The organism is Ochrobactrum vermis, from assembly GCF_002975205.1.
Lineage (GTDB): Bacteria > Pseudomonadota > Alphaproteobacteria > Rhizobiales > Rhizobiaceae > Brucella > Brucella vermis.
In genome coordinates this window covers 1,739,982-1,760,201 of the sequence record NZ_PCOC01000002.1, presented here as the reverse complement: position 1 = coordinate 1,760,201, position 20,220 = coordinate 1,739,982, and the positions used below count along the sequence as shown (strand labels likewise).

Sequence of the window (20,220 nt, the reverse complement as noted above, 5' to 3'; positions counted from 1 at the left end):
TTTAACCCGCTTTTGCCATTTGCATGAGTGTAACGCGCTGCTGGAGGCGGCGCTGTGCCTGATCGACCACCACGGCAATGATGATGACAAGGCCCTTGATGACCATCTGCCAGAAGGACGATACACCCATCATGACCAGACCGTCGGAGAGAATGCCGATAACGAATGCACCGATGATTGTGCCGCCAATGGTGCCGCGTCCGCCCGACATCGAAGTGCCGCCGAGAACGGCTGCTGCAATGGCGTTCAGCTCGAACGAGTTGCCGGTTGCCGGATGCGACGACATCAGTTCGGACGAGATGATAAGGCCAGCAATCGCCGCACAGAAGCCCGAAAACATATAAACGAACATCTTTACGCGATCGACGCGAATACCCGACATGCGTGCCGCACGTTCATTGCCGCCGACTGCAAAAATCTGGCGACCAAGTGGTGTGTATCGCGCGATATAGGCTGCGGCTAGTGCGACGGCGATCAGAATCCAGATCGAAACTGGAAGACCGAGAATGCTGCCTGATCCGAGGAAGGCGAAGCCGGTTGTGCCCAGGTCTTCACGGCCTACAAGGTTCGGGAAGGTTTGGCCATCCGACGACAGAAGTGCCAGGCCTCGCGCTACATAAAGCGTGCCGAGTGTCGCGATGAAGGGCGCAACATTCAGTTTGGTTATCAATAGCCCGTTTATGAAGCCGACTGCGACACCCACAGCCAGTGTGATCAGCGAGATTTCAATGATGTTGAAATAGATCGTATAGCCGATGCCAAGGTCAATGCCATAGATCAACAGACCACCGGCAACCATGCCGCAAAGCCCGACAATGGAGCCGACCGAAAGGTCGATGCCGCCTGTGATGATGACGAAGGTCATGCCCATTGCAAGGAATGCGTTAAGGGCGACGTGCTTCGACATCAGGATCAGGTTGGCGGCAGAAAGGAAATTGGGCGCTGCGAATGAGAAGAAGATGAACACAGCGAAAAGCGCGATGAAGGTTCTCAGTTTCATCAGCGTCAGCAGGGCCGTGCCGCTGTTAAAGGTTGAGTCAGTGGCCGCCGCCGTTGTGTTGGCTGTCATGACGCGAGTTCCCTTGTTTGTTTGTTGTGGTCGTTGTCATGTGTGTGCCCGTGGCCCTTGGCCGATGCGGCAACAATGTCGGCTTCCGTCGCTTTATCGCGGTCGAATATGGCAATCAGCTTTCCGTTGCTGAGCACCGCGATGCGATCGGAGAGCGCCATGACTTCTTCCAGATCAGAGGTTGAAAAGAGAATGGAGAGACCTTCGGCAGCAAGCCTGCGCATGGTGCGGAAGACATCGGCCTTCGCACCGACATCGATGCCGCGCGATGGCTCGTCCATCAGAAGAACTTTCGGATTGGTCATCAGCGCCTTGCCGATGACAACCTTTTGCTGATTGCCGCCTGACATCGAAGTGACTTCGAATTCGGGGTTCGGTGCCTTGATCGAAAGGTCTTTGATTGCCTGTTGAATGGCCTGCTTTTCACGCTTTGGCGTGATGTGGAAGAAGCGAGCCAGACGGTCGAGACTTGCCAGTGTCAGATTGCTGGCAATCGACAAAATCTGCACCAGACCTTCGCGCTGGCGATCTTCCGGTATCAGGGCAAGGCCACGCCGGATGCGACGGGTCGTATCGCGCTCCTTCACTTGCTCGCCATCAATATAGATCCTACCGGTGGAATGCCCATGCTGGCCCATGACGCATTCGAAAAACTCGGAGCGCCCCGCGCCCATAAGGCCGTAAATGCCCAGAACTTCACCTGCGCGCACGGTCAGCGATACATCATCGACTGCCAGCCCGCCGGTTGGGCGGGGCAGGGTGATGTTTTCAGCGCGAAACCGTTCCCCGCCGACCTTGTGGGTCACAGGCTTGGCAAAATCCTTGGCATCGGAGCCGATCATCGAACGCACGATCCATTGCGTATCGATATTCTTGATCTCTTCCTGGCCGGTGATTTTTCCGTCACGCAGAACCGTGATGTAATCGCCGATCCGCATCAGTTCTTCGAGACGATGCGAAATATAGACGATTGCCACACCCTGACTTTTCAGCTCGGCGATCACCTTGAAAAGAATGTCGACTTCGGCTGCAGAAAGTGCGGATGTCGGCTCGTCCATAATGACGATGCGTGCATCAATCGAGATTGCCTTTGCGATTTCGACAAGCTGCTGCTGACCAATCGGCAGATCGGCGACGAGCGTATTTGCACTGATGCCTGCATCGAGCCGGTCGAGATATTCGTTGGCTTTTACAACCTGCGCCTTGTGATCAATGCCGCGCAAACCGCGTGTAATCTCGCGTGTGGCAAAGATATTCTCTGCCACCGTCATGTTTGAAAACAGGTTGAGTTCCTGAAAGATCATCGCAATGCCGCGCTTCTGCGCGTCGGCGGGATTGTCGAATGACACTTCCTCGCCATCGAGAATGATCTTCCCCATGGTCGGACGCTCAACGCCAGCGATGATTTTCATCAGCGTGGATTTGCCAGCGCCGTTTTCGCCGACAAGCACATTGACCGAACCGCGGCGTAACTCAAGATTGGCGCGCTTGACCGCGACAATGCCCGAGTAGACCTTGGAAACATCCTCAAGCTTGAGGACGATATCGTCCTTCTGGTTCAATTCCGTCTCCATGGTTTATTTCTCCAGAGAGATGGAAACGGGTGTCAGAAGTGGAAGCTGGCTCTTCGACGGCAACGGGAAAGCACCTTCGGCTTTCACCTTCATGCCAACCAGATCTTCACGCGAAAGCTTTGAAAGAACATCGTCATTGACGCGGGTGTTGAACGCCTTGCCGAACTGAGCCCAGTCGATCTGATTGCGGAACTCGTTGAAGTTCACGAAGGACAGGCTGTCGCGGATTGCGCTGCCGCGAACGGTCGGCCCGATCTGCACGCGTGCATCGGCCTTGCCATCGCCATTGCTGTCGACATCAACGTAGGCTGCGCGCGATTTCGTTTCGGCGGCGACCACCGTGCCTTCAAGCTTGGCTGCAAAGGTCCAGGGGGCATTGCCCTGTTTTTCGCGATGGCCGTATTTTGCTCCGGCCGCATCCGCATCTGCGGAAGCTGCCTGCATCACTTCATCGAGCGTTGCAGTTTTCTCGGCAAAGAACGGTTTAACTTTTGAATCCCAGATATCGGCAACCGAACGATCAGGATTGAAATTATCGCCGCGTGCTTCTGCGGCTTCTTCTGCTGTCGGAGTCTTGATGATTTTGCAGCCCGAAAGCGCGACACCGCAGGCCAGCAGGATAATGGAAGCTGACTTCAGCACTGACATGAATTTATCCTCGGTATTAGGAACACATGGGGAGCGCTAACATTTGTCGGCGCTCCCGATGTCGCAAGCCTTGGGAGTTAGTCCTTCAAAGCGAAGGTTTCGAGCTTGTCTGCATTGTCAGGATTGATGAGGACGCAGTCCATCAGCTGCTTTTCTTCAGCAGGACCCTTACCGGTCTTGATATATTCGTCAGCCTGTACGACAGCCATCTGTGCTTGAGCGTAAGCTGGCTGAAGAACAGTTGCCTTGATGCCGCCAGCCTTGATGGAGTCCCGCACATCGTTGGAGCCGTCAAAGCCGACAACGATAACGTCCTTGCGGCCAGCAGCTTCAAGCGCTGCCCATGCACCCATAGCCATGGTGTCGTTGCCGGAAATCACGCCCTTGATATCAGGGTTTGCCTGCAGAATGCTCTGCATCTTGGTGAAAGCTTCAGTCTGGCTCCAGTTGGCAGACTGCTGCGCAACCATCTTCATGTCTGGATATTCGTCGATGACGTCGTGATAGCCCTTCGAGCGAGTACCGGCATTGAGATCGGATTCACGACCGAGCAGTTCGACATAATTGCCAGCTTCACCCATCAGCTTGACGAATTCTTCCGCACCGAGCTGTGCGCCCTGATAGTTGTTGGAAACGATCTGCGAAACCGCAACACCAGAGGCATTGATTTCACGGTCGATCAGGAACGAAGGGATCTTCGCGTCCTTGGCCTTCTGAACGGCTGCAATTGATGCTTCCGAACCGGCGTTATCGAGGATGATCGCCTTGGCGCCACGGCCGATAGCCGTATCGACGAGCTGCGACTGCTTGGTTGCGTCGTCGTCATGCTGAAGGATCAGCGTATCGTAGCCAAGTTCCTTGGCCTTGGCTTCTGCGCCGACAGCTTCAGCCTTATAGAATGGATTGTCATGCGATGGTGTGATGATCGCAATAAGATCGGCAGCCCAGGCTGGCATAACCACGCCACCTGCCAATGTTGCTGAAACGGCTGCAATCGCAAAACCGCGCGCAATTTTCCTGCGTGTAAACTTCATGTAGACCTCCCAATAAGCCCCGTTTCCCAAAAGGGCAGTAAATGGGGAGGGCTTGCGCCCTCCCAAGTGACGTCACGTAATGCGACGGATGCTTTCTGCGATTTCTTCCGGTTCGAAAACGTTCTTCCAGTCGTCGCGCATCAGCGCAGGAATGCCGAATTCAATTGCCTTGTTGCAGGCATCGGAGAATACGCCCTGAACTTCGCCAAAGATGACGGCGCCCAGAACATTCATGTGGCCGAGCAGGAAGTCGCGAGCGGCTTCTTCAGGAACGCCGCGACGAACGCTTTCGTCCATCGCCTGCTTCATGACGACCAGAAGCGAAGCGCAAACGGTTTCCGAAAGGCCCGGCTCGAGGATTGCGAGCTGCTCGACGGTTACGCGGTGCGAGCGCATGACAGGTGCCCAGATGACCTTGGCGATTTCTTCACCAAGCGCATAGGTTTCTTCTGGACCCTGCATCAGAGCCGAAACGATGTGCTGCTTTGCAAACAGACCGCCGAAGTGGTCCTTCTTTGCCTGCATGTCGGTTTCGTCGTTGAAGATCGGGGGATGGCAAGGATGCGTCACGAAATAGGTGAGGTTTGCGCGCTCTGGCAGATGACCGGCAAATGGAGCGGCTGCGTCGAGCGCAATAACCATTGTGCCCGGCTTCAGCTTGTCAACGATGCCTGCAGCAACCTTGCCGATGATGGTATCCGGCACCGCCAGAATGACGACTTCAGCGCCTTCGAGACCTGCATCGGCATCAATGGTGTCGATGCCGAGGTCGTTCTTCAGACGTGCCTTGCCTGCGTCGCTGACTTCGATGTGACGTACGTCAAAGCGCGAACCCTTGAGGTTCTTGGCCAGACGGTAGCCCATCTTGCCGCCCGCTCCGAACAAAGCGATAGCTGTCATGATTGTATTTCCTTCCCAGACTTTTGGTAGCTCAACTGGTATAACCAGTCAATGAGTATTCCAGATTCAAGCGGTCAACCCGTCACGAATCTGACTGAAGTAACCGTCAGAACCCACCTGACCACCCTTAAGAGCAATCTGGAGGCCGTTGGTGGCAGCGTGAGTGCCGTGTGCCGTGCAAAGCGGCGACCCTGGAGTTTGTGGAAGCGGCAAAAGCGTGGTGAGTGCATCGACATGCAATTCACGCAATGCGTGGCTGGAAGTGTCACCGCCTGCGATCACCGCGCGGGTAAGCCTTTCGCGCTCGACAAGGCTGCGGAGGATGAAGCCGAGGCTGCGCGCCAGCTTGTGACGGCTGCCTGCGATCTTATCGATTTCAGTGCCGCGATCAGCCGAAGGGCCAAGCGCTGTGTTGAGGATCACGCTGTTGCCCTGCTTGAGCGCCTTCTGGCCTTCAGCAATGGCAGTTTCGATTGCCTGATTGCTGCTTTCGCCCAGAAGATCGAGCGGGTTGAGATCTATGCCGGTAAAGCCTGATGCTGTCGCATGACGAATCTGGCGTTCTGTCGTCGGCGAGACGCTGCCCGAAACGACCGCAATGCGGTCAGCCTTGCCCGGAAGCGGAAACTCTTTTTTCGCGCCGATCAGTCCGGCTTTGGCCCAAGCGGCCAGAAGCGCATATTCAATGCCCGACGAACCAGCGACAAACCAGCCATCGCGGGAACGCAAACGCCAGAGCTGTTCGCCTGCCTGCAACTGGCTTTCATGGCTATCGACGTCGAGGAGCAACATGCCGTCAGCACCTTTGACAATCGCGTTTATACGCTCATTCGCATCGGCGGCTGAAAGCGCAACAAGATCAGCAAGCACGGTTTTAAGTGCTGTCTGCTGAGCCAGATGCACGCGCAGGTCCGCTTCGTGCATTGGCGTGACGGGATGGCGGCTCATGACCGGATGGCGGTCGATGCGATAGACTTCGCCCTGATAGGCGGCAAAGAGATTGCCGAAAGCAGTGTAACGCTTGAGCTGCGGTGCGCCGACAACAAGTGGCACATAGGCCTGATTAAAGATCGCTTTGCCGATTTCAACGGCCTTACCGATATTGCCAACATGTGGTGCGGAATCAAATGTTGAGCAGACTTTGTAATGCGCAATCGCAGCATTCAGACTTTTGAGCCAGTTGAATGCAGGCGTGAGATTTTCCTGCATCCATTCCGGCGTTTCGCTGCGGCTGGTGCCTGCAAGACCGATAGCCTTGCAGTGTGAAAAGCGCGAAAGAAGTTCTTCATCCGGCACATTCATGAACAGGACAGTGTCAACGCCATTGGAAGCCATGGCTTCCATGACATCAGTCGAGCCGGTGAGGTCGTCACCGTAATAGGACAGCAGCAATTCGTTGGAAGCTTGTGACATTACTCGCCACCTTTCCCGAATTTCGCGAGCGAAGCTGCAAGTTCAGGATGGTCCGTTGCATAGGTTTCAAGCGGGATGCCAGCGACTGCTGCTTCCCATGCCTGTTGCACGGCGCGAACACCGGCTGCCGGACCACCCGGATGGCTGACAATGCCGCCACCGCACAGATATAGCAGGTCCGTGGTGCGGCCTGTGCGTTCATAGGTTTCAGGTGCCTGACCGCCCCACTGGCCGGAACCGGCAACGGGAAGCGGGCAATCGGCAGGCGTGAACAATGGCGTGCTGACAGCCTTGAACGAATTGACGAAGCTTTCGTCCGGCTCCCAATATTTCACGCGGATGCCGTTGATCTGGAACTGGTCGACGCCGAGCAGGCGCCAGAACTGCTGATAGACGCGGAAATCCATGCCAGCGCCCGGATTGCGGGTCAGGACGTCCCAGCCATTGCGGTGGGCGTGAAGCACGAGGCCAGAGCGCTTTCGCAGGAAGCTCATGCCGCCAAAGCCAACCGAATTGATGTTGACCACGGCGCAATTGCCGCCAGCCTCCAGCACCATGTCATGATTGCGCATCATCTCGTCAGGATCGGCATGCGAGATGCCGAAAGCATACATGACCTTTTTGCCGGTTTTCTGCTCGTGATTGAGAATAAGCGGCATAATCGCGGCGATGCGCTCTTTGAGCGGCGAATAAGCCGGGCTCATCAGCTTTTCATCGTCCTTGATGAAATCAACACCAGATTCGATCAATTCGCCGACGAGATCTGCCGTCTCATGCGGACGCAAACCAAGGGCTGGTTTGACGATAGTGCCGATGATCGGGCGCGTTTCAACGCGTGTGAGGCGACGGCTTCCGGCAATGCCGAATTGTGGTCCGGGATGGGCTGTACGAAATGCATCCGGCAGCTTCATGTCGACAATGCGAATACCGGTCATGCCCTTGATCGAATAGACGCCGCCAACCGCAATCGTCATCAGTGCTGCAAGATCGGTGCCGATTGCATCGAGCGGAAAAGCAATATCGACATCGGCGCGCTTGATCGGCCCGTGACCGGATTTAAGCTCTGGCCAAGCAGGCACGCACGCAGCTTCAAGCGGACGAATTTCCAGCACGCGTGCTGCGACGCGCGCCTTCAACTCTTCAGTTTCTCCGGGAACGGCGACGAAAGTGCCGGTCGACTGATCGCTGGCGATCTTGGCGGCCATCTGTTCGATGCTGCCGGTGGTCTCAATGCGATAGGTCAAGTTTATGTGCATGGTCTTTACCGGGGACTGGCTATTGGTTTGTTGCCAGCGGCGTCCGCCTGGCGTATACAGGTTGACTGGTATAATGAGTACCCCAATATGCGCAAGCGAAAAATTGTGAGGCGTCTCGGCTGCTGTGGGCAAATAGCTTTTCTCCGGGCAGTCGAAGATGCATAAGGGGGAGAAGCGCGTGAGGGGTGAGATGCAATGAACCAGCCATTCGAACCTATTGTTCGTCGCAAATTGTCCGACGAAGTTTTTGATCGGCTCGAAAACATGATCACCTCCGGCGAGTTGGGGCCGGGGGATGAAATGCCGTCGGAACGAGTTTTGATGGAGCGTTTCGGTGTTGGTCGCCCCGCAATTCGCGAGGCAATGCAATCGCTTGCCAAGATGGGGCTGGTCAGCATTTCGCATGGAGAGCGTGCTAAGGTGCTGAAGCTGACGGCTAGGTCGATCTTTCAGCAGGTGGACCCGACGGCGAAGATCATGCTTGCGCAATCAATGGATACCCTGGAGCATCTGAAGAGTGCGCGAATTTTCTTCGAGCGTGGTATTGTTCGCGAGACTGCGCAGAGGATAACGGATGGCGACATCGCGGAACTGAGGCAGATCATCGAGCGGCAGCGGGAATCGCTCGGTGATGCGGATGCATTTATCGCTGCCGATATGGAGTTTCATGTCCGGATAGCCAGGATTTCCGGCAATCCAATATTAACGGCAGTGAGCGAAGCCATGCTGGCATGGCTGAAAGAGTATCACACTCATATGCTTATCTGGACCGGCAAGGAGAAATATACACTCGTGGAACACGAGGAGATATTGGATTGCCTGTCCGCGAAGGATGCGGACCGTGCAGAGGCTGCCATGCTGCGCCATCTGGAGCGATCACGCACACTATACAAGAAAGAATAGGGCTTCTCGCCAAAAGGCTATCGTCGTTTCATCAGGCGGTACACCAAAAGCGAGGAGACTATGGCCACGATTGCGGAAACAAGAAGCGCAACCGAGAAGCCAACGGAATAACCCCGCATGGCAAGTTCTGTTGCGATGGCCCTTGCCGAAGGCGCGACCATGCCAAGTGCGTTAGGCAGGTCACCTGCGACTATCGCATCAGCAAACTCTCCACTACACGTGGAATCGTTGCACCCCGTTTGCATCAAATGAGTCCTGACAGCACTTGCCAGTACGCCGCTCAGGACCGCAAAGCCCAGCAAAATCCCCGTAAATCGAGCGGTTGTGCTGATGCCGGATGCCATCCCGGCACGGTCGCGCGCAACGGTACTCATGATCGCTTTCTGTGTTTCTCCATTCAACAGGCCGCCACCGCTCCCGATCAGAAACATGCCGCACATGACAATAGACCAGTTGCTATAGTAGGCGCCGCAGCTCGTCACGAGACTGCCGATGCCCACGATCATGAGCCCGAGAGAAAGAATTTCCCGTGAAGATACTCTCTTTCCGAGATAGCGCCCGACATTGGGAAAGATCAGCATGGCGCTCGCAAATGGAAGCATGGCAAAACCGGCTTGTAACGGTGCGCGACCGAAGCCATTTTGAAGAAAGAGCGGCAGCATGGATGCCATCACCTGCGCGCAGGCGGCGTAGGCGAACATCGCCCACACCCCGCCGATAAAGCGGGGATTGCGAAACAGGCTAAGGTCGAGCATTGGGCGCTGTTGGACGCGTTCGGCAATGAGAAAAATCACCAATCCCGCCATACCCCCAGCAAAGCCGGCCACAGCTACTGGAGACGTCCAGCCGTGCGCCTGCCCATTGATGAGCCCCCATGTCAGGGCGAACATGGATGCGGCAAAGGAAATAATCCCGACAGGATCGAGACGGCGCGCATTTTCATCTTTTGAATCCGTGATGAAGCGCAGCGTTGCGAGCCCCAGCGCAATGCTGACAGGTATGTTTATATAGAATGCCCATCGCCAGCCGAGACCATGGGCGATAAGGCCACCGATTATGGGTGACAATACCATGGTCAGCCCCATGATTCCGCCCCAGATGGACCATGCCCGATTACGCTCTTCCTCGCGGTGGAACGTATGGCCAATGATTGCAAGTGCAGGTGCCAGTTGGAATGCAGCGCTCGCACCTTGGAAAGCACGCGCGAAATAGAGCGAAGCGGCTGAATCCGCTACACCGCAAAGCCACGACGAGAATGCGAATGCGCCAATCCCGATCAGGAAAACCGTGCGGCGTCCGAACCGGTCGGCCACGGCCCCGGCGGGAAGGAGAAGGGATGCGAAACAAAGAACATAGGTGCTGATTACCCACTCAACATCGGCAAAGCTGGCAGAAAATTCCCGCGCGATGGTCGGCAGAACCATCGCGACGACATTTGTGTCCAGCACGGTCATCGCGCAACCGGTCGATGTCGTCAGCAAAATGAAAGTCGAATTGGTAAGGCGCGGTGTGGATGCAATAACAGTCGTCATTTTGTCGTCAACGCAGCCGCGCCAGCCTTTGCAATTTGCTGGTCATGATCAGGCGTATCTGCCGATACGCCAATTGCGCCGACAATCGTACCATCCACGGTGATTGGCACGCCACCACGCATAAGCACAAATCCGCGAGCGGTAATGGCAGCAGGGCGTGTCCCGTTGATGGCATCCTCCAGAGCGCCGCTTTCCCGACGGAAAAGAGCGGCTGTCCTGGCCTTTTCAGGCGCAAGCTCGACGCCGGCAGGCACTGACGCATCGTCCATACGTACAGTGAGAACGGGCAGTCCTTCCGCATCAACGACGGAGATCACGCAAGGCCAACCATTCGTCTTCGCTTCTTCCTCGGCAGCAGCCACTACGGAACGGGCGGCTTCGAGGGTAAGATAGGGCTTTGTTGGCAAGTCTACCGCTGATGCCGAGTTGGCAAGGGTTATAGTTGTGATCATCGAGGCGAGGATTGTGGCAGGACGTGGGGACATCGGGCTTTCCTTCATTGCGAATGAAGCGCCAATAAACAGGATGTTAGAATTACTTTCATTCACGGCGTTTTGATCTAGTATTAGTTTTTACCTAATTATTGGAATCGCACATGGAACTCAGGCACCTTCGCTATTTCGTGGCACTCGCCGAAGAACTTCACTTTTCCAGAGCAGCCGAACGGTTGAATATTGCCGCCCCGACGCTCACAGTCCAGATACAGGAAATCGAGCGGCGGCTTAGTGCAAAGCTTTTCCTCAGAACAAAACGATCCGTCGCTATCACCGCTGCTGGTGAGATGTTTCTGAAGGAAGCAAGGCTTGTGTTGGACCAGTTCGACAGGGCCGAAAGCGTGGGGCGAAGAGCTGGACGCGGGGAGATCGGACGGATCGAAATCGGTTATGTCGGTTCGGCGGCTTACGCGGGGGCACTGCAGTTGCAGATCAGCCGTTTTGCAGGCGATTGGCCTCAGGTGGAGCTTCACTCGCGAGAGTTTCCAATGGAAGAACTGCCAAAGCTCATAGAGGAGGGGCATCTCGACATTGGCTTCGTCCGTCTGCCGATGATACTTCCGGTTTCGCTCAACGCCCATGTCTTGTTGCAGGATTATTTTTGTCTGGCTTTGCCATCCGACCATCGACTTGCAATCCACGAAGTGGAAGATCAGTACGATCTCCTCTCAGAAAGCCGGTTTATTCTGCCGGAACAGGAGGCAGGTACGTACGAGGTGGCGCGGCGCGGCGGCTTCACGCCAAGAATCGTTGCAAAGCCCGGTGGTCTTCTTGCCGTTCTGACACAGGTGTCGTTGGGCGCTGGTATATCGGTGATACCCGGCGTGGTGAGAAACGTCGTAAGCATGCCTAATACGGTTTTTCGTCCAATAACGGGAAAGCCGATCATGTCGGAGGTGGCCGCCATTTTCAGAAGCAAAGAGAATGCGGCTAGTGTCGAAAATTTCATTGCGCAGATATGTGCTTCACCGCCGATCGAAATCGCCGCCGAGTAAAATGTGCAGTCATTTTGAAATATATTTCATTTGCTGAATTATATTGACAGCCTCGTTTCTTTGAGATTAGCTATCAATACTGGTCTTCGAGGAGGAGGGCCGGTTTTCATAAAGTTCAACGGCGTTTTTGGGACGCTTTCGGCGCGTTTGGGAGGGGCTTCGGCCTCGAGGAGGACACTTGCGCAAATTTCTGAGCACGACCGCACTGACGGTCCTTGCGGTAACGCTTCTGGCCGGTTCCGCTACGGCAGGTGAGACGGAGAATCCGTTCCGCTGCAAACCGGGTGAAAAATATGTGATGAACGTCATGGTTTCTGGCGTTGAATACTGGTTTCCAGTCTATGAAATGTTCAAGCAGGCCGGCCAGCAATTCGGCTGCGAGACAGAGTATACCGGTACGCCGGAATACGATGTGAACAAGCAGATCGCTACGTTCGATCAGGCTTTGGCGCAGAATCCCGCTGGTATTCTCGTACATCCGATGAACTCCGATCCATTCATCGAGCCCATCAACCGGGCCATCGATCAAGGCACGGCGGTTGTCACATTCGCAGCAGACTCACCACTGTCGAAGCGTGTGTCCTTCATCACTTCGGACAACACTCGCGAAGGTACCTATGCTGCCGATGCCATCGCCCAGAAAATGGGTGGCAAGGGCGAATACGCCGTTCTTGAAAACCCCGGACAGGATAATCACGACAAGCGTATTGCTGCCTTCGTCGCTCGCATGGAAGAGAAGTGGCCGGACATGAAACTGGTTGGTCGCGCTGCTTCCAATCAGGACCCGACCAAGGCTTATCAAGGGCTATCGAGCCTGATTCAGGCCAATCCGAACCTTGGCGCGGTTTTCATGCCGGAGGCTAATTCGGCGATCGGCGCCGCGCAGGCGAACAAGGAAGCAGGTGGCAAGGTCCTCGTCATGTGTGCGGACGTCAACGCCAACATTCTCGACATGATCAAGGCTGGCGAAGTCTTCGGTTCTATCAATCCGAACCAGGGCATGCAGGGCTATATGGGCTTCATGCTGCTGTGGCTCGCCAAGCACCCGGAATTGATCGATCCGATGAATGACGCCAAGCGTTCCGGCTTCAACGCGATGAGCATTCCCGTTGTCGACAACGGGCTTTCCATCGTGACGGCGGAAAATGCCGACGACTTCTATTGGGACAAATACCTGAAGCGTCGTGGCACCAAGGGCATTGAAGAGTAGTAGGCTCTGCTCATGAACCATCCGCGTCAAGCGGCGCGGATGGTTTTGACGGAGAGGAGGAAGATGATGGCTGAGCCGGTGCTGACCATTCATGGTGTATCCAAGCATTTCGGAGCGGTGAAGGCGCTGACGCATGTCGATTTCACGCTTGAACGCGGCGAAGTTCATGCGCTTTGCGGCGAGAACGGTGCTGGCAAGTCGACGTTGATGAGTATCATCGCCGGCGTACTACAACCGACTGAAGGTGAAATACGTATCGACGGGAAAGCGGTTCACATTGCTTCGCCCGCTGTGGCGCAATCTCTCGGCATCGGTCTTGTGCATCAGGAAATTGCACTGTGCCCGGATGCAACGGTGGCTGAAAACATGTTCATGGCGGCGACCAATCACCGCCGTTCGCCTTTCATGAATTATCGCGCTCTGGAAAAAAATGCACAGATCGTGATGAATCGTCTAGCGGCTATTGATGTTGGACAGAAAGTTGCCAACTTGCCGATTTCCAGTCAGCAACTTGTCGAGATCGCCAAGGCGCTGACACTCGACTGCCGCGTGTTGATCCTGGATGAACCGACGGCAGCGCTCACCGAAACGGAAGCGAAGCAGCTTTTCTCGATCATCCGCGATCTTAAGAGCAATGGCATTTCCATCATTTATATCAGTCATCGTATGGCCGAGATTTTCAGTCTCTGCGACCGCGTAACCGTCTTTCGCGATGGTCGTTATGTATGCACTGACCGTATCGCAGATGTGACGCCGGACGATGTGGTGCGCCGGATGGTGGGACGTGAGATAACGCAGCTCTACCCGGATAAGCTTGGACCCCACGAGGCGCCAGGTGAAGTCATTCTCGAAGTCGATAACATTGCCGATGGTGTGCGTTTCCACGATGTGAGCTTTGCCGTCCGCAAAGGGGAAATTCTTGGTATAGGTGGCCTTATAGGATCCGGACGAACCGAGATCGCCGAAGGTATTTGCGGCCTTCGTCCGCGTGCGGCGGGAGCAGTCCGCCTCCATGGTAAAACGCAGAAAATCAATTCCTATTCCGATGCCGTCAGATCGGGCATCGTCTATCTTTCTGAAGACCGCAAGGGATCAGGCGTGTTTCTGGAGATGTCCATCGCGCAGAATATTTCCGTGCTGGATTTGAAATCACTGACCAACTCCGCTGGACTTCTGAATGGTCGAGCCGAGGCCGCGCTTGCAGAGGATTTTGCGAAACGACTTTCGGTACGCATGGGCGGCATCGAAGCGCCGGTGAAATCACTATCCGGCGGCAATCAGCAGAAAGTCGCAATCGCCAAGCAACTCGCCGTGAAACCCAAAGTCATTCTGATGGATGAACCAACACGGGGCATCGATGTCGGCGCGAAGGCGGAAATTCATCGACTGCTGCGGGAGCTTGCGCGCTCTGGGATCGGCATCATCGTCATCTCATCGGAGATGCCTGAACTGCTCGGTCTTTCCGACCGCCTGCTAGTGGTCCGGGAAGGGCGCATTGCAGGAGAGCTTTCAGCGGCTGCGATGTCAGAAGAGGCGGTGATCCGTCTCGCTTCGGGCGTTGGTACGGAACGGACATCGCACCATGCTGCATAAAAAGAAAATGGGAGAGGGTGAAATGGCAATCGACACAATGGTGGCGGCTGTGCCGAGAACATCGTCGATAAGGCGCATTGGTACCATGCGTGAGGCCGGTCTGATTGCGATCATTCTTGCATTGGGCGTGGTGATGAGCTTCGCATCGCCGCATTTTCTAACACTCGGCAATTTTCGCGCGATGCTGATGAGCTTCTCTGTGGAAGGCATTGTCGTCGTGGGAATGACAATCCTGCTGATTGTCGGGGGCATCGACCTTTCGGTGGGCTCGGTGGTCTGTTTCTCCATGGTCCTTTCCGGCGCGCTCTTTCTTGCCGGGCTCGATCCATGGACGGCTTCGCTCGTCGGCATTGCGGCGAGCAGCGCCATCGGCGCCACTATGGGGTTCTTCGTGACCGTTGTCGGTCTCAACCACTTCATCACGTCGCTGGCGGCCATGGTGATTGTACGCGGCCTTTGTCTGATCATTACCAAAGGCACGCCGCTATCGCTTTTCACGCTGCCACCCAGTTTCAAGGCAGTAGGACAGGGTACCTTCTACGGCATACCCTATGTCATTCTGATTTTCGTTGCTGTCGTCATTCTGTTCGACTTCCTGCTGCGCCGGGCCACGGCCTTTCGCAAGGTGTTTTATACCGGCAGCAATGAAAAGGCAGCGCTCTATTCGGGCATCAAGACGAACCACGTCAAATTCTGGGTGACAGTCTTGTGCTCAACACTCGCCGGTGTTGCAGGCGTCATCTATATGTCCCGCTTCGGCGCTGCGACGCCTACCTTTGGCGTTGGCATGGAGTTGAACATCATTGCTGCCGCAGTCATCGGCGGTGCATCGCTGAGCGGCGGTTCCGGCACGATCCTCGGTGCCATTCTCGGCATGGCACTGCTTTCGCTGGTCACATCCTCGCTGATCCTTCTCAATGTTTCAGTGTACTGGCAGGACATGATCAAGGGTTGCATTCTTCTCGCGGCGGTTTCCATCGACCATTTCCTCCACAAGCGGAAGGCGTCCTGATATGCCCATTGCCAAACTGAAACCCAGAACAACGGCGCCACGAGAGGAAATCGTTGTCGCTCGCCAGATGCATCAGGCGCTCGTCCTGCATTTTCTTGAAGGACTGACGCAGGCGCAGATAGCGGACCAGCTCGGCATATCACATGCGACAGTCAACCGGCTCATCAAGCGCGGTCGCCAGCTCGGTCTCGTTGAAATCAAGATCAAGTCGCCGGTCGAGCCTCTTGTCGATCTGGAAGAACGTCTGCTGGCGCTCGGTGGTATCAGCCGCGCTGTTGTCGTGCCGTCCGTATCCGACAACCCGCAAACTGCTTTGCTGGCGGTTGGGGAAGCCGCGGCCCGCTTGCTTCTTGAAGAAATCGCTGATGGCGACACGATCTGCATCACCGGCGGCAAGGGCGTGAGTGCCGTTGTTACAGGCATTCAGGCACCACGTCGTTTCGATATTGAGGTCATCCCGGCAACGGGCTGCGTGCAGGGAAAGCACTATACTGACGTCAATCACGTCTCGACGTTGATGGCCGAAAAGCTTGGTGGACACTCATATCAGATACATGCGCCTCTGTTTGCAGATGACGCTGGGCAACGCGCCATGCTGATGAATATGCGTTCGGTAGCGGACGTGTTCCAACGGGCAAGGGAAGCCAAGGTAGCAGTTGTGGGCATAGGCTCCATCGTCAGTACGGATTCGACTTATTACGACCTGCACCCCTCTTCGAGTGAGGATCGCACGGCTATCGAACATTCCGGAGCGAGTGCCGAGCTTCTTGCTCATCTGCTCGATGTCGACGGTCAGGTCTGTGAGTACAGTCTGAACAGTGCGCTGGTCTCGCTGACGCTGGATGAGTTTGCGCACATCCCGACGAAGATCGGTGTCGCCAGCGGGCTGAACAAGGCCGAGTCTATCCTGAGTGTCCTTCGCGGCAAACATCTCGATACGCTTGTCACCGATGAGGTGACCGGTGTCCGCATTCTCGAACTCGCATCCGAAGAAGGATTTTCCGCATGAGCGGCGAACAGTTGATCTGCGAAATCGGACGCTCCGGCGTCAAAGCCTCCGCAGTCGGTCTGGGTACATGGGCCATAGGGGGCTGGATGTGGGGCGGAACGGATGAAGCTCAATCCATCGCCGCAATCCAGATATCGCTGGAAGCTGGTGTAACACTGATCGATACGGCACCGGCTTATGGTCTCGGGCGATCTGAGGAAATTGTTGGCAAGGCGATTGCCGGGCGTCGCGACAAGGCAGTTATTGCTACAAAATGCGGCCTGGTCTGGCACACCCAAAAAGGTAACCACTTCTTCGACCAGAATGGAAAACCAGTCCATCGCTATCTGGGACGGGATGCGATCATCCATGAGGTGGAAGAAAGTCTGCGTCGCCTCGGTACCGATTATATTGACCTTTACATCACTCACTGGCAGGACCCGACAACGCCGATCGAAGAGACCGTCGCGGCGCTTGAGGAATTGAAGCAGGCAGGAAAAATCCGTGCCGTCGGTGCGAGCAATGTTAATCGTTCGGAGCTGGAACAATATATCCAGTTGGGAGCACTCGATGCGATCCAGGAGCGATTCAGCATGATAGATCGGGAAATCGAGAAGGATTTGTTGCCGCTTACCACGGCAAACGATGTATCGACGTTGAGCTATTCCTCTCTCGCGCTTGGTCTTCTGTCCGGTATGATCGGACCGGAGCGAGTATTTTCCGGTGACGATCAGCGCAAGGACAATCCGCGCTTTTCCGTCGCCAACAGGCAGAAGGTAAGGGAATTTGCCAGGGCGATACAGCCGGTCGCTGATCAGCATGACGCGACTGTTGCTCAGATCGTGATTGCATGGACGCTCGCGCAGCCAGGTGTCACCTTTGCGCTTTGCGGCGCGCGAAACCCGACGCAGGCACTCGACAATGCGCATGCGGGAGAGCTTCGGCTGTCAGTTGACGATCTTATGGCAATCGAAACGGCTATTTCGGCGCAACTGGTTAACATGGACGGATAACGGACGGCCATCATGAACCGTGAAGAGATGTTGAACGGGCTCCGCCAGAGCCCGAAGGTGGATGTTTGTGTTGTTGGCGGCGGCATTAACGGGCTCAGCGTTTTCCGCGAGCTTGCGCTGCAGGGCGTGAATGTGCTGCTGGTCGAGCAGTCGGATTATTGTTCGGGTGCCAGTGCTGCGCTCTCGCGCATGGTTCATGGAGGTTTGCGTTATCTGGAGAATGGCGAATTCAGCCTCGTCAAGGAATCTCTTGTCGAGCGTGACAGACTGCTGCGGAATGCTCCCCACTACGTAGCTCCTTTGCCGACGACGGTTCCGATCTTCGATACTTTTTCGGGCCTCGGTAATGGGATTGTACGCTTTATGGGGCTCACCCGCCGTCCAAGCCGACGTGGCGCAATCGCCATCAAAGCAGGGCTGGGCATTTACGACTTCCTGACGCGTAAACGGGCGCTTATGCCAAAGCACAGTTTTCGCAATCGCAAGACGACGCTTGCGAAATGGCCTGCGCTCAATCCAGCGATCCGCAACTCTGCTACGTATTTTGATGCCTGGGTCAGTCATCCCGAGCGGATCGGTATAGAGCTTCTTCGCGATGGCCTTGCTGCCGGCCACCATGCGAAGGCGCTGAACTATGCGACAGTTCGGGAAAGTGGTCGTGGTGATTTCTTGTTGCTCGATGGAATCTCCGGCGAAACGCTGCCAATCAAGCCACGGCTGATTATCAATGCGACCGGCGGCTGGATCGACATGGCGAATGGCTCGCTCTTTCCGAAAGAGGCGCAGCCCGCGCCTCTGGTGGGGGGCACCAAAGGGTCGCATCTCATCGTCGACAATCCTGCCCTCAGCGACAGCCTCGATGGACATATGATCTATTATGAGAATGAGGACGGGCGGATCTGCATATTGTTTCCCTATCTCGGCAAGGTTCTCGTTGGATCGACGGACATCCGCGTTGATGACCCCGGCAAGGTGCGTTGCGAAGCGGACGAGCGGGACTACATTTTGCAATCGCTCGCTTTCGTGTTGCCTGAGATCAAAATACATTCCGAAGAGATTGTCTTTCAGTTCGCCGGCGTGCGTCCATTGCCAGCCAGCGATGACAGTTTTACAGGACGTATTCCGCGCGACCATTTCTGTACTGTGCTTGAAGGATGTGACGGCCGCCCTCCCGTGCTCTGCATGATTGGCGGCAAGTGGACGACTTTCCGGTCGTTCGGTGAAATGGCAGCCGACATGGTGCTGAAACGGTTGGGTCTATCGCGCGGGACCGACACGGCGGAACGTGCAATAGGTGGTGGACGCGCATTTCCGAAAGATCGCGCAAGCTGGATCGAAAAACTGGCCACCACCACGGGAATATCTTCGGCTCGCATCGCATCGCTTTTCAAACGTTACGGCACCGATACAGCCGAAATCGCCCGTTTCATCGCGGGTGGGGTGGATCGCACCTTGCCCAATACCGACTACAGCACGCGAGAGTTCTTGTATCTCATCCGTGCTGAGGCCGTTGAGCATCTGGATGACCTGCTTCTGCGACGCACGACACTGGCGATTTCTGGTGAACTGTCCCTCGCTATGACCGACGCTGTGCTTGATCTGCTTGCGACGGAGAAAAGCTGGCCGTCGCAGCGTAGCGATGCAGAGTTGACACGATTTTTAACCCTCATGCGTGAGCGCCACGGTGTCACCGAGGAAACCCTTTCCGCAAGGAACGAACAAAGGAGTGAATTATGCGAGAGAACCGCAAAGTCCGGATGAACCGGCTGTTCGGCAATGGCCGCTGTCTGGATGTAGCTATCGATCATGGCGTGTGCAACGAGCCTTCTTTTCTCGACGGACTGGAGAACATGTCGTCCGTCGTCCAGGCATTGGTCGATGCAAAGCCTGATGCGATTCAGATGAATTATGGCCAGGCAGATCTTTTGCAGGACATCCCCGGCAAGGATAAGCCAGCTCTGGTCATGCGCCTCGATATGGGCAATCCCTATAATCGTATACGCCATCGCGACATGTGGGCAGTGCTGCAGAATGAAGCCGAACCGCTGGTCGGTGCTCTGCAGATGGATGCGGCCTGTGTCGTGGTGAACCTTTTCATGCTGCCGGACGAGCCGGACCTTTTTCGCCAATGCGTGCAGAATATTTCGCGTGTCAGAGCTGATTGCGAAAAATACGGCATGCCGCTGATGATCGAACCACTCGTCATGCAGCCGGTCACGGAGCGCGGGGGTTACATGGTTGATGGTGATGCCGACAAGATCGTGACACTTACGAGGCTCGCCCGTGAAATGGGAGCTGATATCATCAAGGCCGATCCCACAACGAATGCGGAGGATTTCCATCGTGTTGTGGAAGCGGCGCGTTGTCCGGTTCTGGTGCGTGGCGGCGGCAAGGAAGATCTTGCGGTAGTATTTGCAAAATCTGCTGCCTTGATGCGGCAGGGCGCAATGGGCATGGTCTATGGGCGCAACATATATCAGCATGCCAATCCTAACGCCGTCGTACGCGGATTGATGGCGATCATTCATCAGGATGCAGGTGGCGATGAGGCTTACTCGCTCTATCAGCGGAGCTGAGTTGCTGAAC

The 20,220-nt window shown here is 55.6% G+C and carries 18 protein-coding genes; 9 read left to right on the top strand and 9 right to left on the bottom strand.

Features of this window, described 5'->3' with window-relative positions:
* Position 1 precedes the first annotated feature (1 nt).
* The 7 genes from CQZ93_RS22450 to oiaX all read right to left on the bottom strand — a co-directional run bounded on the left by CQZ93_RS22450 (position 2) and on the right by oiaX (position 7,894).
* The gene (locus CQZ93_RS22450) at positions 2 to 1,069 is read right to left on the bottom strand and encodes an ABC transporter permease (protein WP_105544742.1); all 1,068 of its coding nucleotides are present in this window, start codon (positions 1,067 to 1,069) and stop codon (positions 2 to 4) included.
* On the bottom strand, positions 1,066 to 2,643 hold the full coding sequence (locus tag CQZ93_RS22445; RefSeq protein WP_105544741.1) for a sugar ABC transporter ATP-binding protein: 1,578 nt from the start codon (positions 2,641 to 2,643) through the stop codon (positions 1,066 to 1,068). Before CQZ93_RS22445 ends, CQZ93_RS22450 begins: the two co-directional genes overlap by 4 nt.
* A gap of 3 nt (positions 2,644 to 2,646) precedes the next feature.
* On the bottom strand, positions 2,647 to 3,291 hold the full coding sequence (locus tag CQZ93_RS22440; protein ID WP_105544740.1) for a DUF2291 family protein: 645 nt from the start codon (positions 3,289 to 3,291) through the stop codon (positions 2,647 to 2,649).
* 77 nt (positions 3,292 to 3,368) lie between these two features.
* A complete protein-coding gene (locus CQZ93_RS22435; RefSeq protein WP_105544739.1) occupies positions 3,369 to 4,325 on the bottom strand; it encodes a D-ribose ABC transporter substrate-binding protein in 957 nt (318 codons plus the stop codon).
* 72 nt (positions 4,326 to 4,397) lie between these two features.
* Complete coding sequence (locus CQZ93_RS22430) at positions 4,398 to 5,225, bottom strand: phosphogluconate dehydrogenase C-terminal domain-containing protein (protein ID WP_105544738.1); 828 nt, start codon at positions 5,223 to 5,225, stop codon at positions 4,398 to 4,400.
* 66 nt (positions 5,226 to 5,291) lie between these two features.
* A complete protein-coding gene (locus CQZ93_RS22425) occupies positions 5,292 to 6,638 on the bottom strand; it encodes a four-carbon acid sugar kinase family protein (RefSeq protein ID WP_105544737.1) in 1,347 nt (448 codons plus the stop codon).
* A complete protein-coding gene (gene oiaX / locus CQZ93_RS22420) occupies positions 6,638 to 7,894 on the bottom strand; it encodes a 3-oxo-isoapionate-4-phosphate decarboxylase OiaX (protein ID WP_105545265.1) in 1,257 nt (418 codons plus the stop codon). Before oiaX ends, CQZ93_RS22425 begins: the two co-directional genes overlap by 1 nt.
* Positions 7,895 to 8,089: 195 nt before the next feature.
* Here oiaX and CQZ93_RS22415 point away from each other — a divergent pair, with 195 nt between their 5' ends.
* Entirely contained in the window at positions 8,090 to 8,797 is a 708-nt protein-coding gene (locus CQZ93_RS22415) for a transcriptional regulator NanR (protein WP_105544736.1), read from the top strand.
* Positions 8,798 to 8,814: 17 nt separating this feature from the next.
* Here the strand turns inward: CQZ93_RS22415 and CQZ93_RS22410 are convergent, their stop codons facing one another.
* Both CQZ93_RS22410 and CQZ93_RS22405 read right to left on the bottom strand, forming a co-directional pair.
* The gene (locus CQZ93_RS22410; RefSeq protein WP_105544735.1) at positions 8,815 to 10,329 is read right to left on the bottom strand and encodes an MFS transporter; all 1,515 of its coding nucleotides are present in this window, start codon (positions 10,327 to 10,329) and stop codon (positions 8,815 to 8,817) included.
* Positions 10,326 to 10,814, bottom strand: coding sequence for a GlcG/HbpS family heme-binding protein (locus CQZ93_RS22405; protein ID WP_105544734.1), 489 nt, complete (start codon positions 10,812 to 10,814; stop codon positions 10,326 to 10,328). Before CQZ93_RS22405 ends, CQZ93_RS22410 begins: the two co-directional genes overlap by 4 nt.
* 110 nt (positions 10,815 to 10,924) lie before the next feature.
* On the opposite strand from CQZ93_RS22405, the gene CQZ93_RS22400 reads away from it, so the two are divergent.
* The 8 genes from CQZ93_RS22400 to CQZ93_RS22365 all read left to right on the top strand — a co-directional run bounded on the left by CQZ93_RS22400 (position 10,925) and on the right by CQZ93_RS22365 (position 20,210).
* Positions 10,925 to 11,818: a LysR substrate-binding domain-containing protein gene (locus tag CQZ93_RS22400; protein ID WP_105544733.1), complete on the top strand. Its 894-nt coding sequence runs from the start codon at positions 10,925 to 10,927 to the stop codon at positions 11,816 to 11,818.
* A 178-nt stretch (positions 11,819 to 11,996) separates the two neighbouring features.
* The gene (locus CQZ93_RS22395; RefSeq protein WP_105544732.1) at positions 11,997 to 13,028 is read left to right on the top strand and encodes a substrate-binding domain-containing protein; all 1,032 of its coding nucleotides are present in this window, start codon (positions 11,997 to 11,999) and stop codon (positions 13,026 to 13,028) included.
* A 66-nt stretch (positions 13,029 to 13,094) separates the two neighbouring features.
* The gene (locus CQZ93_RS22390) at positions 13,095 to 14,621 is read left to right on the top strand and encodes a sugar ABC transporter ATP-binding protein (RefSeq protein ID WP_105544731.1); all 1,527 of its coding nucleotides are present in this window, start codon (positions 13,095 to 13,097) and stop codon (positions 14,619 to 14,621) included.
* A 22-nt stretch (positions 14,622 to 14,643) separates the two neighbouring features.
* Positions 14,644 to 15,633: an ABC transporter permease gene (locus CQZ93_RS22385; RefSeq protein WP_181153451.1), complete on the top strand. Its 990-nt coding sequence runs from the start codon at positions 14,644 to 14,646 to the stop codon at positions 15,631 to 15,633.
* Position 15,634: 1 nt separating this feature from the next.
* Entirely contained in the window at positions 15,635 to 16,642 is a 1,008-nt protein-coding gene (locus CQZ93_RS22380; RefSeq protein WP_105544729.1) for a sugar-binding transcriptional regulator, read from the top strand.
* Complete coding sequence (locus CQZ93_RS22375; RefSeq protein WP_105544728.1) at positions 16,639 to 17,634, top strand: aldo/keto reductase; 996 nt, start codon at positions 16,639 to 16,641, stop codon at positions 17,632 to 17,634. Before CQZ93_RS22380 ends, CQZ93_RS22375 begins: the two co-directional genes overlap by 4 nt.
* A 12-nt stretch (positions 17,635 to 17,646) precedes the next feature.
* Positions 17,647 to 19,395 (top strand): glycerol-3-phosphate dehydrogenase/oxidase, encoded by a 1,749-nt coding sequence (locus CQZ93_RS22370; RefSeq protein WP_181153450.1) that lies wholly within the window; start codon positions 17,647 to 17,649, stop codon positions 19,393 to 19,395.
* The gene (locus CQZ93_RS22365; RefSeq protein ID WP_105544726.1) at positions 19,368 to 20,210 is read left to right on the top strand and encodes a class I fructose-bisphosphate aldolase; all 843 of its coding nucleotides are present in this window, start codon (positions 19,368 to 19,370) and stop codon (positions 20,208 to 20,210) included. The genes CQZ93_RS22370 and CQZ93_RS22365 overlap by 28 nt, the downstream gene beginning before the upstream one ends.
* Positions 20,211 to 20,220 lie beyond the last annotated feature (10 nt).